General features: G+C 60.5%; 14 protein-coding genes. 5 read left to right on the top strand and 9 right to left on the bottom strand.

The genetic code is table 11. The annotated features are described in order from the left end of the window. The first annotated feature begins 111 nt into the window (after positions 1-111). Together ACP7C6_RS27200 and ACP7C6_RS27205 are read left to right on the top strand one after the other, a co-directional pair. Positions 112-822, top strand: a complete 711-nt coding sequence (locus ACP7C6_RS27200; RefSeq protein WP_311893880.1) for a helix-turn-helix transcriptional regulator — start codon at positions 112-114, stop codon at positions 820-822. Between the two features lie 157 nt (positions 823-979). Next, on the top strand, positions 980-2,104 hold the full coding sequence (locus ACP7C6_RS27205) for a methyltransferase (RefSeq protein WP_311893878.1): 1,125 nt from the start codon (positions 980-982) through the stop codon (positions 2,102-2,104). 79 nt (positions 2,105-2,183) lie between these two features. Here ACP7C6_RS27205 and ACP7C6_RS27210 read toward each other — a convergent pair whose 3' ends face one another. Genes ACP7C6_RS27210 through ACP7C6_RS27220 form a run of 3 tightly spaced genes read right to left on the bottom strand, consistent with a single transcriptional unit; the run spans position 2,184 to position 4,815 of the window. Beyond that, the gene (locus tag ACP7C6_RS27210) at positions 2,184-2,351 is read right to left on the bottom strand and encodes a DUF2474 domain-containing protein (RefSeq protein WP_068931979.1); all 168 of its coding nucleotides are present in this window, start codon (positions 2,349-2,351) and stop codon (positions 2,184-2,186) included. Positions 2,352-2,363: 12 nt separating this feature from the next. Further along, positions 2,364-3,371, bottom strand: coding sequence for a cytochrome d ubiquinol oxidase subunit II (gene cydB / locus ACP7C6_RS27215; protein ID WP_028618015.1), 1,008 nt, complete (start codon positions 3,369-3,371; stop codon positions 2,364-2,366). A gap of 1 nt (position 3,372) precedes the next feature. Then, positions 3,373-4,815, bottom strand: coding sequence for a cytochrome ubiquinol oxidase subunit I (locus ACP7C6_RS27220; RefSeq protein WP_028618016.1), 1,443 nt, complete (start codon positions 4,813-4,815; stop codon positions 3,373-3,375). A 318-nt stretch (positions 4,816-5,133) separates the two neighbouring features. On the opposite strand from ACP7C6_RS27220, the gene ACP7C6_RS27225 reads away from it, so the two are divergent. Further along, complete coding sequence (locus tag ACP7C6_RS27225) at positions 5,134-6,375, top strand: MFS transporter (protein ID WP_236318921.1); 1,242 nt, start codon at positions 5,134-5,136, stop codon at positions 6,373-6,375. Here ACP7C6_RS27225 and ACP7C6_RS27230 read toward each other — a convergent pair. The 4 genes from ACP7C6_RS27230 to ACP7C6_RS27245 all read right to left on the bottom strand — a co-directional run bounded on the left by ACP7C6_RS27230 (position 6,372) and on the right by ACP7C6_RS27245 (position 10,587). Further along, a complete protein-coding gene (locus ACP7C6_RS27230) occupies positions 6,372-8,555 on the bottom strand; it encodes a xanthine dehydrogenase family protein molybdopterin-binding subunit (protein WP_426109493.1) in 2,184 nt (727 codons plus the stop codon). The genes ACP7C6_RS27225 and ACP7C6_RS27230 overlap by 4 nt on opposite strands. Then, positions 8,552-9,541, bottom strand: coding sequence for an FAD binding domain-containing protein (locus ACP7C6_RS27235; protein ID WP_068931982.1), 990 nt, complete (start codon positions 9,539-9,541; stop codon positions 8,552-8,554). Before ACP7C6_RS27235 ends, ACP7C6_RS27230 begins: the two co-directional genes overlap by 4 nt. Continuing rightward, positions 9,538-10,044 (bottom strand): (2Fe-2S)-binding protein, encoded by a 507-nt coding sequence (locus ACP7C6_RS27240; protein ID WP_068931983.1) that lies wholly within the window; start codon positions 10,042-10,044, stop codon positions 9,538-9,540. Before ACP7C6_RS27240 ends, ACP7C6_RS27235 begins: the two co-directional genes overlap by 4 nt. A gap of 96 nt (positions 10,045-10,140) precedes the next feature. Continuing rightward, the gene (locus tag ACP7C6_RS27245; RefSeq protein ID WP_028618021.1) at positions 10,141-10,587 is read right to left on the bottom strand and encodes a DUF4879 domain-containing protein; all 447 of its coding nucleotides are present in this window, start codon (positions 10,585-10,587) and stop codon (positions 10,141-10,143) included. Positions 10,588-10,760: 173 nt separating this feature from the next. Here ACP7C6_RS27245 and ACP7C6_RS27250 point away from each other — a divergent pair, with 173 nt between their 5' ends. Then, a complete protein-coding gene (locus tag ACP7C6_RS27250; protein ID WP_028618022.1) occupies positions 10,761-12,056 on the top strand; it encodes an NCS2 family permease in 1,296 nt (431 codons plus the stop codon). Beyond that, a complete protein-coding gene (gene trmA, locus ACP7C6_RS27255) occupies positions 12,053-13,132 on the top strand; it encodes a tRNA (uridine(54)-C5)-methyltransferase TrmA (protein ID WP_028618023.1) in 1,080 nt (359 codons plus the stop codon). The genes ACP7C6_RS27250 and trmA overlap by 4 nt, the downstream gene beginning before the upstream one ends. On the opposite strand, the gene ACP7C6_RS27260 is transcribed toward trmA, so the two are convergent. Then, positions 13,115-13,585: a DUF2442 domain-containing protein gene (locus tag ACP7C6_RS27260; RefSeq protein ID WP_028618024.1), complete on the bottom strand. Its 471-nt coding sequence runs from the start codon at positions 13,583-13,585 to the stop codon at positions 13,115-13,117. The two genes, trmA and ACP7C6_RS27260, sit on opposite strands and share 18 nt — an antisense overlap. Then, positions 13,582-14,010 (bottom strand): DUF4160 domain-containing protein, encoded by a 429-nt coding sequence (locus tag ACP7C6_RS27265; protein ID WP_308908025.1) that lies wholly within the window; start codon positions 14,008-14,010, stop codon positions 13,582-13,584. Before ACP7C6_RS27265 ends, ACP7C6_RS27260 begins: the two co-directional genes overlap by 4 nt. Positions 14,011-14,065 lie beyond the last annotated feature (55 nt).

Genomic DNA, 14,065 nt, shown 5'->3' on the forward strand with positions numbered 1-14,065 from the left:
ATTTTTAACTTTTTTCACTTAAATATGTAGGCCATATCCTACAATCAGTCTCGTGCAGCTGCGGGGGTAAGGACGTACCCGCAGCCAGTAGCATCTCATGGAGAGTGACCGATGATTAGCTGGCGCAATACAAGGCTCCCAAAACTGGAAGGCGAGAACCAGATAACCAGTGTTTTTGAAATGGCCCTCAATCACACGTTAGAACTTGGCTTCCAATTTTGTTCCTTTACGATGAGTTCTCAACTACCCAATAACCAAACGAAACCAATTCACATAAATAACTATCCGAATGAATGGAATAATCTCTACAAACAAGCACACTTTTTCGATGTAGACCCGGTTGTAGCCCACTGCAAACGTTGCGTATTGCCCATCCTCTGGGAAGAAAAGGCATTTGGTGCCGCGCCCAGTTTATGGCAACTGGCCCAATCCCATGGCGTACACCTAGGCTGGACTCAAGCAGTACATGATTTCCAGGGTGTCTTCAGCATGCTGACCCTGGGTCGTAGTAAAGGTGAAGTCAGCCCGGAGGAGTTGTATGAAAAAGCCGGCCAGGTGCTGTGGCTGTGTCATGCCCTGCATGCGGTGGTGGCACAGAAATTTGCCGACGAACCCAGTTTCAAAGAGCCCTGCAAGCTGACCCCGCGAGAAACAGAAATCCTCAGATGGTCAGGTTTAGGCAAGACCGCCGCAGAAATCGCCACAATCCTGTGCCTGTCAGAGCGTACGATAGGGTTTCACATCGCCGGTGCACTCAAGAAACTGGGGGTCAATAACAAGATCGCCGCAGTCCTCAGGGCATCCCAAATGGGCTGTTTTTAATCGCCTGGAAACACCGCATGTAATCCCTCTGGAAAAAAAGTAACATTTACAGTCAATTCTGAGTGTTGATGCTGCCCCCCGGCCCGCACCGTAGTTCACTCAGAGGGTTCTGCAGCGATTGCAGAACTCCCATCGACGACCCAGAGCCTCCCCCGCCATGCCCCTGCTCGAAAGCCCCTTCGCCCAACTCGATCTGATCCGTCAGCCAGAGCAACATAACGATCCTCTGCAAGCCTTCGATGCCGCCGACGAATACCTGCTCAACCATCTGGCCGAGCAGCAACCGACTGCTGCGACTCGCGTGCTGGTGCTCAATGACAGCTTCGGCGCGCTGGCGGCCAGCCTTCAGGGGCAGGTTCAGGTCACGTCCAGCGGTGATTCGTTCCTGGCTGCCCAGGGCCTGGAGAAGAACCTGGTACGTAACGGCAAGGCGTTTGATGCAGTGGCATTCATCCCCGCCAGCCAGGTTCCGGCTGGGCCTTTCGACTGTGTGCTGATCCGCGTACCGAAAACCCTGGCGCTGCTGGAAGAGCAACTGATCCGCCTGCAGGGACAACTCGCGCCCGGAGCTCAAGTTATCGCCGGGGCGATGATCAAGCACTTACCTAGGGCCGCTGGCGAATTACTGGAGCGTTACATCGGGCCGATGCAGGCGTCGCTTGCGGTGAAAAAGGCGCGACTGCTGATTGCCACGGCGCAAGAGCGCCCGGCAGCCAGCTCGCCCTACCCCACCCGCTACACCCTGGACACGCCCGCGATCGAACTGCTGAACCACGCCAACGTTTTCTGCCGCGAAAGCCTGGACATCGGCACCCGTGCGTTCCTGCCCCACCTACCGAAAAACCTGGGCAACGCCCGTATCGCGGACCTGGGCTGCGGCAATGGTGTCCTGGCGATTGCCAGCGCACTGCAAAACCCCGAAGCGCATTACACTTTGGTGGATGAGTCCTATATGGCCGTGCAATCGGCGGCCGAAAACTGGCAAGCCGCTCTCGGGGCGCGCGACGTAGTCATACGCGCCGCCGATGGCCTTGCCGGCCAGGAACCCGGTTCACTGGACGTCGTTCTGTGCAACCCACCCTTCCATCAACAACAGGTGGTCGGTGACTTCCTCGCCTGGCGCATGTTCCAGCAGGCGCGTGAAGCGCTGGTGGTGGGCGGTGCCCTCTATATAGTCGGCAACCGTCATCTGGGTTATCACACCAAACTGGCGCGCTTGTTCCGGGGTGTCGAGCAAGTCGCCACCACGCCAAAGTTCGTGATCCTCAAAGCCCGTAAATAAACCCCGTAAATAAAAAAACCCTGCTTCTCTCGCGAAAAGCAGGGTTGGAAAGCCGAGCCGTCAGGCCCGGATCGGGATGTCAATGGGTGGTCAAGCCGGCCGCATTCATGAACATGCGCATCAGGCTGGCCACGACAAACAGGGCCAGCACGCTGCCGGTCCAGATCATCACCAGCCACCCCAGGCGCCGCCACAACGGCTGTTTCTCGGCCTGTTCGATCTCGTGTAACGAAGGTTTGCCGGACATGAAACGACCCTCCTAGTGATAACCGTCTTCGTGGGTGACCTTGCCGCGGAACACGTAGTAGCTCCAGAAGGTGTAGCCCAGGATGAACGGGATGATGAACAAGGTGCCGACCAACATGAAGCCCTGGCTCTGCGGCGGTGCGGCGGCGTCCCAGATCGACACGGAGGGCGGAATGATATTCGGCCACAGGCTGATGCCCAAGCCACTGTAGCCCAGGAAAATCAGCACCAGCGTCAGCAGGAATGGCGTGTAGTGCGCATTACGCGCCACCGCGCGGATCAGCCCGTACATGGTCACAAGCACCAGGATCGGAACCGGCAGGAACCAGAACAGATTCGGCAGGGTGAACCAGCGCGAGGCGATTTCCGGGTGCGTCAATGGCGTCCAGATGCTCACGATGCCGATCACCGCCAACACCACAAAGGCCAGTGGCCGTGCCAGGTCGTGCATCTTTTCCTGCAACGGGCCTTCGGTCTTCATGATCAGCCAAGTGCAGCCGAGCAAGGCATAGGCCACGATCAGCGCCACGCCACAGAACATCGTGAAAGGCGTGGCCCAGTCCAGTGAACCACCGGCAAACTGGCGATTCACCACGGGAATGCCGTCGATAAACGCCCCCAGTGCCACGCCTTGGAAGAACGTCGCCGCCAGCGAACCGCCGATAAACGCCTTGTCCCACAGGTGACGCTTATGGTCCTTGGCCTTGAAGCGGAACTCGAACGCCACGCCACGGAAGATCAGCCCGATCAGCATCAGGATCAGCGGCAGGTACAGCGCCGACAACACCACCGAATAGGCCAGCGGGAATGCGCCAAACAACGCCGCGCCGCCCAATACCAGCCAGGTTTCGTTGCCGTCCCACACCGGGGCCACGGTGTTCATCATCACGTCACGGTCGGTCTTGCCGGGGATAAACGGAAACAGGATGCCGATACCCAGGTCGAAGCCGTCCATGACCACGTACATCATGATGCCGAAGATAATGATCACGGCCCAGATCAGCGGAAGATCAATACCCATCTCAATGCCCCTTGTGCTGGATGTGGGTGCGGTCGTCATCGTTGCCATCATCATCGGCGGCGGACAACGGACGGGCCGGTGTGCGTTTCTGGCCAGGGCCACCGTGGGTTGGCTCGGTGCTTTCGTGGGTCACAGGGCCTTTGCGCACCAGGCGCATCATGTAGCCCAGGCCTGCGCCGAACAGCGCGAAGTACACCACCACGAACAACACCAGGGTGATCGTCATCTGCGCCAGGCTATGCCCGGATGAAGCATCCGCCGTGCGCATCAAGCCATACACCACCCACGGCTGACGGCCGATCTCGGTGGTGAACCAGCCGGCAAGAATCGCGATCAGGCCGGACGGCCCCATCCACAACGCCAGGTAGAGGAACGGTTTGGATGTGTACATCTTGTCGCCCCGGCGCAGCCAGAGGCTGAACAGACCGGTGAAAATCATCAGGAAGCCCAGGCCGACCATGACCCGGAACGACCAGAACACGATGGTCGAGTTAGGGCGGTCTTCCGGTGGGAATTCCTTGAGCGCCGGCACTTGTTTGTCCAACGAGTGGGTGAGGATCAGGCTGCCCAAGTACGGGATCTCGACGGCGTACTTGGTCCTTTCCTCCTTCATGTCCGGCCAACCGAACAAGATCAATGGCGTCGGTTCGTTGCCGATGTTTTCCCAGTGACCTTCAATCGCGGCGATTTTCGCCGGCTGGTGCTTCAAGGTATTCAGCCCGTGGAAGTCACCGATCACCGCCTGGATAGGCGCGACGATCAGGGCCATCCACATGGCCATCGAGAGCATTTTGCGAATCGCCGGGTTGTCCTTGCCGCGCAGCAAGTGCCAAGCCGCCGAGGAGCCGACGAAGAACGCAGTCGCTACGAACGCCGCCGTGGCCATGTGCGCCAGGCGATAAGGGAACGAGGGGTTGAAGACCACGGCGAACCAATCGGTCGGGATCACACGGCCATCAATGATTTCAAAGCCCTGGGGCGTCTGCATCCAGCTGTTGGACGAGAGGATCCAGAACGTGGAAATCAGCGTACCGACGGCCACCATCACGGTGGAGAAGAAGTGCAGATTGCGCCCCACCTTGTTCCAGCCAAACAGCATTACGCCCAGGAAACCGGCCTCGAGGAAGAAGGCCGTGAGCACTTCGTATGTAAGAAGCGGCCCGGTGACGGCGCCAGCGAAGTCTGAGAAACGGCTCCAGTTAGTGCCGAACTGGTAGGCCATGACCAACCCGGAGACCACGCCCATGCCGAAGTTGACGGCAAAGATCTTCGACCAGAAATGGTAGAGGTCACGGTAGGTGTCGTTGTGCGTCTTGAGCCACAAGCCTTCCAGCACCGCGAGGTAACTGGCCAGGCCGATGGTGATCGCCGGGAACAGGATGTGGAAAGAGATGGTGAACGCGAATTGAATTCGGGCGAGATCTAGCGCCTCCAAACCGAACATAAGTCTTCCTCTGTCAGGTAATACCGGCTGCTGGCGGGAGCCTGCACCCACTGCCCCCACGGATATGGAGTCTGGCGAATTTCAATTCGTTTCTTTTTTTAACCCACCGCGTAGGGAATCTGGCCCTAAGGCCGCCAGATCGACGCCCAGGCGGACATTGATCTGGATCAAGCATTGCTGAAAGAGTAGTCCCATTTTCGGGATTGAACTGTGTGGTCTTTTGCCGCGTGACAGACTGCCTCAGATCAGTTCTTGCAACTATCTGTTACAACTTGATGATAATCTCGGCGCTCCTTCCGGCCCTGACCTGAATCCCCGATGCCTAGTGAACCCGCGTTGTTGTTGCGTCACCACCGCCCTTTCATCGCGTTCTGGCTGGCGCGCATCTTTACCGCCAGCGGTTTTCAGATGCTCACCGTGGCTATCGGTTGGAACCTCTATCAACTGACCGGCAATGTGCTGGACCTGGGCTTGGTCGGCCTGGTGGAATTCGTGCCTCGCGTACTGTTCATGTTGCACACCGGGCATGTGGCAGACCGCTATGAACGGCGCAAGGTCGCCGCCATCTGCCAGACCGTGCAGGCACTGATTGCCTTGAGCCTGGCCATCGGCGGGCTGACCGGCAATGTGACCCGCGAGATGATCTTCATCCTCGCCTTCCTGCTCGGTGCCGCGCGTTCGTTTGAAATGCCCACCACCCAGGCGATGCTGCCCAGCATCGTCCCCAGCATTTTATTCCCGCGAGCCGTGGCCTCCTCGCAGTCGGCCCAGCAACTGGCAACCATCGTCGCACCCGCCCTCGGCGGTTTGCTTTACGCGTTTGGCAGCGTCTGGGTCTATGGCCCTACGGTAGTGCTGTACCTCATCGCCTGCATGCTGACCCTCAACCTGCCCGCCCGCCAGACACCACTCAACAAAGGCAAGGCCACCTTGGATTCTCTGCTGGCTGGCATCCGCTTCATCCGCAGCCGCCCGGATATCCTCGGTGCCATCTCGCTCGACCTGTTCGCCGTGCTGCTGGGTGGCGCCACCGCGTTGCTGCCGGTGTTTGCCAAAGACATCCTGTTGACCGGCGCCTGGGGCCTGGGCCTGCTGCGTTCGGCGCCGGCGGTGGGCGCGTTATTGATGTCGCTGTGGCTGGCGCGGTTTTCCGTGGACCGCCATGTGGGCCGCGTGATGTTCACGGCCGTCGGCGTGTTCGGCGTGGCGACCATCGCCTTTGGCCTGTCCACCTCGTTCTGGTTCTCCCTGGCGGTGCTGGTGGTGCTGGGCGCGGCGGACATGATCAGCATGGTGATCCGCGCCTCGTTCGTGCAGCTGGAGACGCCGGATGAAATGCGCGGGCGGGTCAGTGCGGTCAACGGCCTGTTTATCGGCGCGTCCAACCAGTTGGGCGAGTTCGAATCCGGGATTACCGCCCACTGGTTCGGCACCGTGCCCGCCGTGGTCATGGGCGGGATCGGTACGCTGGTGGTGACCGGGGTCTGGATCAAGCTGTTCCCGACCCTGGCCAACCGTGACCGCATGCATGTGCCCGTGGAAGAACAAGCGAAGGTCTAGAGCACCTTGTCGAGGGTGATGGGAAACTCTCGCACCCGCTTGCCGGTGGCGTGATAAATCGCATTGGCCACCGCCGCTGCCACCCCGACGATACCGATCTCCCCCACACCCTTGGACCCAAGGGCGTTGACGATCTCGTCGTGTTCTTCGACAAACACCACGTCAATGTCGCCAATATCGGCGTTAACCGGAATGTGGTACTCCGCCAGGCTGTGGTTCATGTAGCGCCCCAACTGATGGTCGATCTGGGTTTCTTCATGCAATGCCATGCCGATGCCCCATACGACACCGCCGAGGATCTGGCTACGGGCCATCTTCGGGTTGACCACACGTCCGGCGGCAATCGCGCTGATCACCCTGCGGACCTTGATGGTGCCCAGGTCTTCGTCCACTTGCACCTCGACGAAGACGGCTGAGTGGGTGGCGGTGCTGTAGCCCTCGCGTTTTTTGTCGGGCTCACTGTCGACCTGCACTTGCAGCGCGTCTTCGCCGCTGTCCTTGACCAACTGCGCCAGCGACACACTCACGTCGCCGGTATGCAGTAGACCGTCTTCGAAGCGCACGGCTTCGGCGTCCTTGAACACCGGGTAAGTCTGCCGTGCGATGTTCAGCAGCTTGGCATTCAAGGCCTCGCAGGCTTGCTGCACGGCAGTGCCCACGGAGGACACCGTGAATGAACCGCCCTGCAACGGCGCGGTGGGCAATGATGAGTCGCCCAGCAGAAACGCCACATCTTCCACCGCCACACCGCTGGCCTGCGCCGCGATCTGGGTCATCACCGTGTACGTACCGGTGCCGATATCGGTGGTGGCGCTGCTGACGGTCAGCTTGCCCTGCGCATCGATGTGCGCCTTGGCGCTGGCCTTCATCTGCATGGCTTCCCACACGCCGCCGGCCATGCCCCAACCGATCAACTGGCGGCCGTCGCGCATGCTGCGCGGTTCCGGGTTGCGCTGGCCCCAGCCAAAACGCTCGGCGCCTTCGCGGTAACACTCGCGCAGGGCTTTGCTCGACCAGGGCTTGTCTTCGTTCTGGTTGCGCTCGGCGTAGTTGATCAGCCGCAGTTGCACCGGGTCCATCCCCAGTGCGCAGGCCAGCTCGTCCATGGCGCACTCCAGGCCGATCACGCCGAGGGCGGCGCCCGGCGCGCGCATGTCCAAAGGCGTGAACACGTCCAGGGGCACCAACTTATAAGTAAGCTGCACGTTGTCGCAGTGGTAGAGCATGCCGCTCCATTCCACGACGTGTTCACTGAAGTCTTCGAAACGCGAAGTCTGGCCAATGGCGGTGTGCCCCAACGCCAGCAGGCGCCCATTAGCGGCAGCGCCGAGTTGCAGGCGCTGCAGAGTGCGCGGGCGATAGCCGAACGTGAACATTTGCTGGCGCGTCAGCGTTACCCGCACCGAACGCTTGAGCGCCAACGAGGCCATCACTGCCAGCGGCAATTGGTACTGCGGACGCAGGCCGGAACCAAACGCGCCGCCGACAAACGCGGCAAAGATGCGCACCTGGCTTTTCTCCAGGCCGAAAACTTTTTGCACATAGGCCTGACAGTTCTGCGGGCCCTGGGTCTTGTCATGGATATGCAGGGTGCCGTCCGGCTGATACAGCACCGTGCTGGCGTGGGGTTCCATCGGGTTGTGGTGTTCGATGGGCGTGCTGTAGTGCACGTCCAGGCTGACGGCCGCGTCGGTCCATACTGCCTGGAAGTCACCGCGGGGTTTGGGCGGGGTTTGCGGCGAGGCGTGAGCCTGTTGCTGCATGGCCAGCAGGTCGGTTTCGAAGGCTTCGGTTTCGTACTCGATCTTCACCAGAGAGCCGGCATGCCGCGCCAGCTCAAGGTTGTCGGCGATCACCAGGGCCAGGGGCTGGCCGCTGTACAGCACGCGGTCGTTGTAGAGCGGACGAAACGGCGAGCCGTCGGCGGCGTCGGCATCCTGGAAAGCGTCGTCGTAGCTGGCGATTCTTGGCCGGTTGAGGTGATCAATTACCGCCACCACCCCCGGCAGCGCCAACGCCCTGGAAGCGTCGATACGCAGCACGCGGCCCTTGGCGACGGTGCTGGACACCACGCTGCCATGCAGCAGGCCGTCCTCGGGAAACTCACCGGCGTAACGCGCTTTGCCTGTGACCTTGAGCAGACCGTCGACCCGGTCCAAAGGTTTGCCGATGGTGGTCATGGGCGTTCTCCTGCAACAGCGGCGTCACTCAGGGCACGAATGATGCCCCGGCGCGCCAACTTGATCTTGAAGCCGTTGTGTTCCAGAGGTTCTGCGTCTTGCAGCAGCGCGTCGGCGGCGTGGCTGAAGGTTTCGCGGCTGACGAGCTGGCCGATCAGCGCGGCTTCCACCGCGCGATCACGCCAGGGTTTATGGGCTACGCCACCCAGGGCCAGACGTGCGTCGACGATACGGTCGCCGTCCAGCTCCAAAGCTGCAGCGACGGACACCAGGGCGAACGCATAGGAAGCGCGGTCACGAATTTTCAGGTAGTTGCTGTGGTTTGCCAGATTGTCGGCGGGCAGTTCGATGGCGGTAATCAGCTCATCGTCAGCCAATTGGTTGTCACGCTGCGGCGCATCGCCGGGCAGGCGATGGAAGTCGGCAAACTCGATAACGCGAGCACCTGCACGTCCCTCCACATGCACCCGCGCTTCCAACGCCGCCAACGCCACGCACATGTCGGAAGGGTGCGTCGCGACGCACTGTTCACTGGCGCCAAGGATGGCGTGAATGCGATTCAGACCCGTGCGTGCCGGGCAGCCGCTACCGGGCTCGCGTTTGTTGCAAGGCACCGTGGCGTCATAGAAGTAGTAGCAACGGGTGCGTTGCAACAGGTTGCCGCCGGTACTGGCCATATTGCGCAACTGCGGCGAGGCGCCAGCGAGGATGGCCTGGGACAGCAATGGATAACGTTGTTCGATCAGCGGGTGCCAGGCGAGGTCGGCATTGCTGACCAGGGCACCGATCAACAGTCCGCCAGCGGCGGTTTGCTGAATGTCATGCAGCGGCAGGCCGGTGATATCGATAAGGTGATCGGGGCGACTGATGTTTTCTTTCATCAGGTCCAGCAGGTTGGTACCCCCGGCAATAAAACGCGATGCAGCGCTGCTGAGGTGCACGGCCTCCTGCACGCCGGTCGGCCTGCTGTAATGGAAGGGGTTCATGATTTGCCCTCCAGGACTTCCTCGATGGCATCGCGGATATTGCTGTAGGCGCCACAGCGGCACAGGTTGCCGCTCATCAGTTCCTGGATTTGTGCGGTGTCGTGGGCACGGCCTTCGTTGGCCAGGCCCACGGCGGAACAGATCTGGCCGGGGGTGCAGTAGCCGCACTGGAAGGCGTCGTGCTTGATAAACGCCTGCTGCATCGGATGCAGTTGGTCGCCGTCGGCCAGGCCTTCGATAGTGGTCAGCTCAGCGCCGTCGCACATCACCGCCAGGGTCAGGCAGGCATTGATCCGCTTGCCATCGCGCAACACCGTGCAGGCCCCGCATTGGCCGTGGTCACAGCCTTTTTTGCTGCCGACAAGGTCGAGTTGCTCGCGCAGAAGGTCGAGCAATGTGGTCCAGGGCAATACATCCAGTTGGCGATCCTGGCCATTGAGCCTCAGACGTATCGAGTGGCTGACGAACGGTTGGGCCGCCGCGCCATTGGGGGTTGCGCTCATAAACACCTCACGGGTTGGTGGACATCCGCGGCGTTCAGGGAAATCGCCGTCTCAGGGGTACGACTTCCCGGGGTAATGAGCGTTCAAGGTGATTGATCAGCGGATATTGAGCAGCGTCGTCAGGGTGTTCTGCGGGGGGTTGATCGAGGAATTGCTGTATTGGAACCAGCCCTGGGCCTCCACGTTCAGGTCAAACACATAGATGTAGCCCATCAGCGTGCCGGCCCCATTGCAGGCCTCGCTGATGTTGCCCACCTGGCAGACCGCCGTGCGCTGCCCATTGAGCTCTGCGCCATTAAAACGGCCCATGGGGTTGTTGCCCAGGCCGACTTCCATGACTGACACCTTGGTAGGCCCACGGTGCGTACACATCTGTGTGCTCTGCGCGCGCTCGGGGATGCTTTCCTTACACGCTGCCGACTCGACCTGGAACACACGCACTTCGCTCAACGGCGGTGCAGCTGCGCCCCAGGCCGGTGCTGCGCCGAGCAACAGGCTGATACAGGGGATCAGGGCTAGACTCCACGGGCTGGCGTTTTTCATGCTGCAAATGACCTTGGTTTAAACGTCGGCGCAGTATGCCTCAAGGCCTCGGCTGCTGGTATGATGCGCCGCTTTTTCCGATCCTCTCTGAAACCACAGGCGCTTGGCGCAGTTTGTGCTTTGACTTAGAGGTCAACAAATCACGACGCCACAGCGCGTCACTGGGAGCAGGCATGCTGGAAAAGCTGTTTCAACTCAAGGCACACAACACCAACGTGCGCACCGAGATTCTCGCGGGCATCACGACATTCCTGGCCATGGCCTACATTCTGTTCGTGAACCCGAGCATCCTCGGCGAGACCGGCATGGACAAAGGCGCGGTGTTCGTCGCGACCTGCCTGGCGGCCGCCATCGGTTCGACCGTGATGGGCCTGATCGCCAACTACCCGATCGCCCTCGCGCCCGGCATGGGCCTCAACGCCTTCTTTACCTACACCGTGGTCCTGCACATGGGCCATACCTGGCAGGTTGCGCTGGGTGCGGTGTTTATCTCGGCGGTGCTGTTCTTCCTGCTGTCGATCTTCCGTATTCGTGAATGGATCATCAATGCTATCCCACTGCCGCTGCGCTCGGCGATTGCCGCCGGTATCGGCCTGTTCCTGGCATTGATCGCCCTGCACAACGCCGGGATCGTGGTCAGCAACCCAGCCACCATGGTCGGCCTGGGCGACCTGAAACAACCTGCGCCGATCCTGGCTACCCTCGGTTTCGTGCTGATCGTTGCACTGGAGGCCCTGGCCGTGCGCGGTGCGGTGCTCATCGGCATCCTGGCGGTGACCATCGCCTCCATCGTATTGGGCTTCACCCCGTTCATCGGTGTGACCTCGGTACCACCGTCCCTGGCCCCGACCTTCCTGCAGCTGGATATCAAAGGCGCGCTGGATATCGGCTTGGTCAGTGTGATCTTCGCATTCCTGTTCGTGGACCTGTTCGATAACTCCGGCACCCTGATCGGCGTGGCCAAGCGTGCCGGCCTGATGGGCAAGGACGGCCATATGCCAAAAATGGGCCGTGCACTGATCGCCGACAGTACCGCCGCCATGGCCGGCTCACTGCTGGGTACTTCGACCACCACCAGCTACATCGAATCGGCTGCGGGCGTGAGCGCTGGTGGCCGTACCGGCTTGACTGCCATCGTGGTCGCGGTCCTGTTCCTGCTGGCGTTGTTCTTCTCGCCACTGGCCGCCAGCGTACCGGCCTACGCCACCGCGCCAGCACTGCTGTTCGTGGCGGTGCTGATGACCCAGGGCCTGGCGGAAATCGACTGGGACGACATCACGGTTGCAGCGCCAGTGGTGGTCACCGCCCTGGCAATGCCTTTCACCTATTCCATTGCCAACGGCATCGCCTTCGGTTTCATCGCCTGGACCGCCATCAAGCTGCTTTCGGGCCGCTACCGTGAGCTGAACCCGGCACTGGTGATTCTGTCGATTCTGTTTGTGATCAAGCTGGGCTGGTTCAACGCATGACTTTTGACGCCGCAAGCTACACCGCTCAACTGCAAGACAAGGTCACGCGTTTGCGTGACCTTCTGGCCCCGTTCGACGCGCCAGAGCCGCAGGTCTTCGACTCGCCGCTGCAGAACTTCCGCCTGCGCGCGGAGTTCCGCCTGTGGCGCGAAGGCGGTGAGCGCCACTACGCGATGTTCTCCCAGGACGACAAGCGCACGCCGATCCTGATCGAAGAATTCCCCATCGCCAGCCTGCGCATCAACCAGTTGATGCCGCAACTCAAGGCCGCCTGGCAAGCCAGTGCAGCCCTGAGCCACAAGCTGTTCCAGGTGGAGTTCCTCACCACCCTGGCCGGCGACGCGATGATCACCCTGTGCTATCACCGCCCGCTGGACGAGCATTGGCACACCGCCGCAAACCAGCTGGCGGCTGACTTGAATGTCAGCATCATCGGCCGCTCCAAGGGCAAGCGCGATGTGATTGGCCATGACTACGTGGTGGAAAAACTCGACGTCGGCGGCCGCACTTTCAGCTACCGCCAACCTGAGGGCGCCTTCACCCAGCCCAACGGCACGGTGAACCAGAAGATGCTCAACTGGGCTTATGAAGCCCTGGGTGATCGCCCGGATGATCTGCTGGAGTTGTATTGCGGCAACGGCAACTTCACCCTGCCCCTGGCTACGCGTGTACGCAAAGTACTGGCTACCGAAATCAGCAAGACCTCAGTGAATGCAGCCCTGAGCAACCTCGATGAAAACGCGGTAGATAACGTCACGCTGGTACGTCTCTCTGCCGAAGAACTCACCGAAGCGCTGAACGAAGTGCGTCCGTTTCGTCGCCTGCACGGTATCGATTTGAAGAGTTACGAATTCGGCAGCGTCTTCGTCGACCCACCGCGCGCCGGCATGGACCCGGACACCTGCGAACTGACCCGACGCTTCGACAACATCCTGTACATCTCCTGCAACCCGGAGACCTTGGCGGCGAATATTGCGCAACTGCACGACACGCACAAGATTACCCAGTGTGCGCTGTTTGACCAGTTCCCGTGGACCCACCATATGGAGTCCGGGGTGTTATTGACCCGGCGGTAACTCAACGTCCTCTGGTTCTTTCTTGCGCGGCCGTCCGCCCTTCTTGCCATTGGCGCGGGCGGCGGCGGCTTTGGCAGCGCTGCTTTTGCGGCCATTGCGCGAGGCGACCAGGCTGGTGGCCAGGTCCATCAGCGGTTTGCTGGTGGCGATCAGGCCCGTGACCGAAACATCCAGGTCCTGGGCCTCACAGCACAGCGCCTTGCCGCCAAAGCCGACTTCCAGTTGCGCAAAGTCCTCCAAGGAAAACCCCGCGAACTCGGGCAGGCCAGCCACCGGCAGTACAACACGACTGCCGTCGCTGAAGCCGATGGAAATGCAGTTGTCTTCATAACGCACAGAGCTGGCGCGGGCATAAAGGTGCCGCGTCTTGCGCCCTCGGGCTATCGCCTTTTCGACGTCGGCCTCAGTGAGTGGTTTATAGGGTACAGCTTTGGCTTTTACGATTTGCTTCATAGTTCAATCTCCACAAAACCCGGCGCCCTGACCAGCTTCAAAATTGTTTTCTGCCCCACAACATCGTGCCGGGCGCGCGCGATCACATAAACACCCGGCTGAATGATGAGCCCAGGCAACACCTCGCGCGCCTCCCAATCCCAGGAGTGATTCTCCAGGCAGACCGTCTGCAGGTATTCCCACCAGATCCTGCGTGCCCGCGCCAGGTAGTGCCGCTGCATGATCGCCCCGCGTATTTCTTTCAAAACCGCCATGGGTGGTTGCCGTCGCTCAGGCTCTACGTCCCACAACTCCACTTCCCCATGCAGAAAGCTGAAACGAAAACGCGCATCCCATTCGTTCCCCCACACATGCACATGGGGCGGGCAGTGCTCATCCCTGATAAACACCGAAATCACATATCCTTTGTAAGTGCCTACTCTCATCGTAACCCATCCGTTAGGTTATTTTCCGCCTGGTAACAATTTTCCTCTGTCACCC

This window comes from Pseudomonas sp. TWR1-1-4 (genome assembly GCF_049897165.1).
GTDB lineage: Bacteria > Pseudomonadota > Gammaproteobacteria > Pseudomonadales > Pseudomonadaceae > Aquipseudomonas > Aquipseudomonas canadensis.

What these genes read in the sequence shown, in the direction of transcription:
- ACP7C6_RS27250 (WP_028618022.1), top strand. Translation starts at nt 10,761, where the DNA reads ATGCTGGAAAAGCTGTTTCAACTCAAGGCACACAACACCAACGTGCGC.
- ACP7C6_RS27240 (WP_068931983.1), bottom strand. Translation starts at nt 10,044, where the DNA reads ATGAGCGCAACCCCCAATGGCGCGGCGGCCCAACCGTTCGTCAGCCAC.
- ACP7C6_RS27245 (WP_028618021.1), bottom strand. Translation starts at nt 10,587, where the DNA reads ATGAAAAACGCCAGCCCGTGGAGTCTAGCCCTGATCCCCTGTATCAGC.
- ACP7C6_RS27220 (WP_028618016.1), bottom strand. Translation starts at nt 4,815, where the DNA reads ATGTTCGGTTTGGAGGCGCTAGATCTCGCCCGAATTCAATTCGCGTTC.
- ACP7C6_RS27225 (WP_236318921.1), top strand. Translation starts at nt 5,134, where the DNA reads ATGCCTAGTGAACCCGCGTTGTTGTTGCGTCACCACCGCCCTTTCATC.
- cydB (WP_028618015.1), bottom strand. Translation starts at nt 3,371, where the DNA reads ATGGGTATTGATCTTCCGCTGATCTGGGCCGTGATCATTATCTTCGGC.
- trmA (WP_028618023.1), top strand. Translation starts at nt 12,053, where the DNA reads ATGACTTTTGACGCCGCAAGCTACACCGCTCAACTGCAAGACAAGGTC.
- ACP7C6_RS27210 (WP_068931979.1), bottom strand. Translation starts at nt 2,351, where the DNA reads ATGTCCGGCAAACCTTCGTTACACGAGATCGAACAGGCCGAGAAACAG.
- ACP7C6_RS27260 (WP_028618024.1), bottom strand. Translation starts at nt 13,585, where the DNA reads ATGAAGCAAATCGTAAAAGCCAAAGCTGTACCCTATAAACCACTCACT.
- ACP7C6_RS27235 (WP_068931982.1), bottom strand. Translation starts at nt 9,541, where the DNA reads ATGAACCCCTTCCATTACAGCAGGCCGACCGGCGTGCAGGAGGCCGTG.
- ACP7C6_RS27200 (WP_311893880.1), top strand. Translation starts at nt 112, where the DNA reads ATGATTAGCTGGCGCAATACAAGGCTCCCAAAACTGGAAGGCGAGAAC.
- ACP7C6_RS27205 (WP_311893878.1), top strand. Translation starts at nt 980, where the DNA reads ATGCCCCTGCTCGAAAGCCCCTTCGCCCAACTCGATCTGATCCGTCAG.
- ACP7C6_RS27265 (WP_308908025.1), bottom strand. Translation starts at nt 14,010, where the DNA reads ATGAGAGTAGGCACTTACAAAGGATATGTGATTTCGGTGTTTATCAGG.
- ACP7C6_RS27230 (WP_426109493.1), bottom strand. Translation starts at nt 8,555, where the DNA reads ATGACCACCATCGGCAAACCTTTGGACCGGGTCGACGGTCTGCTCAAG.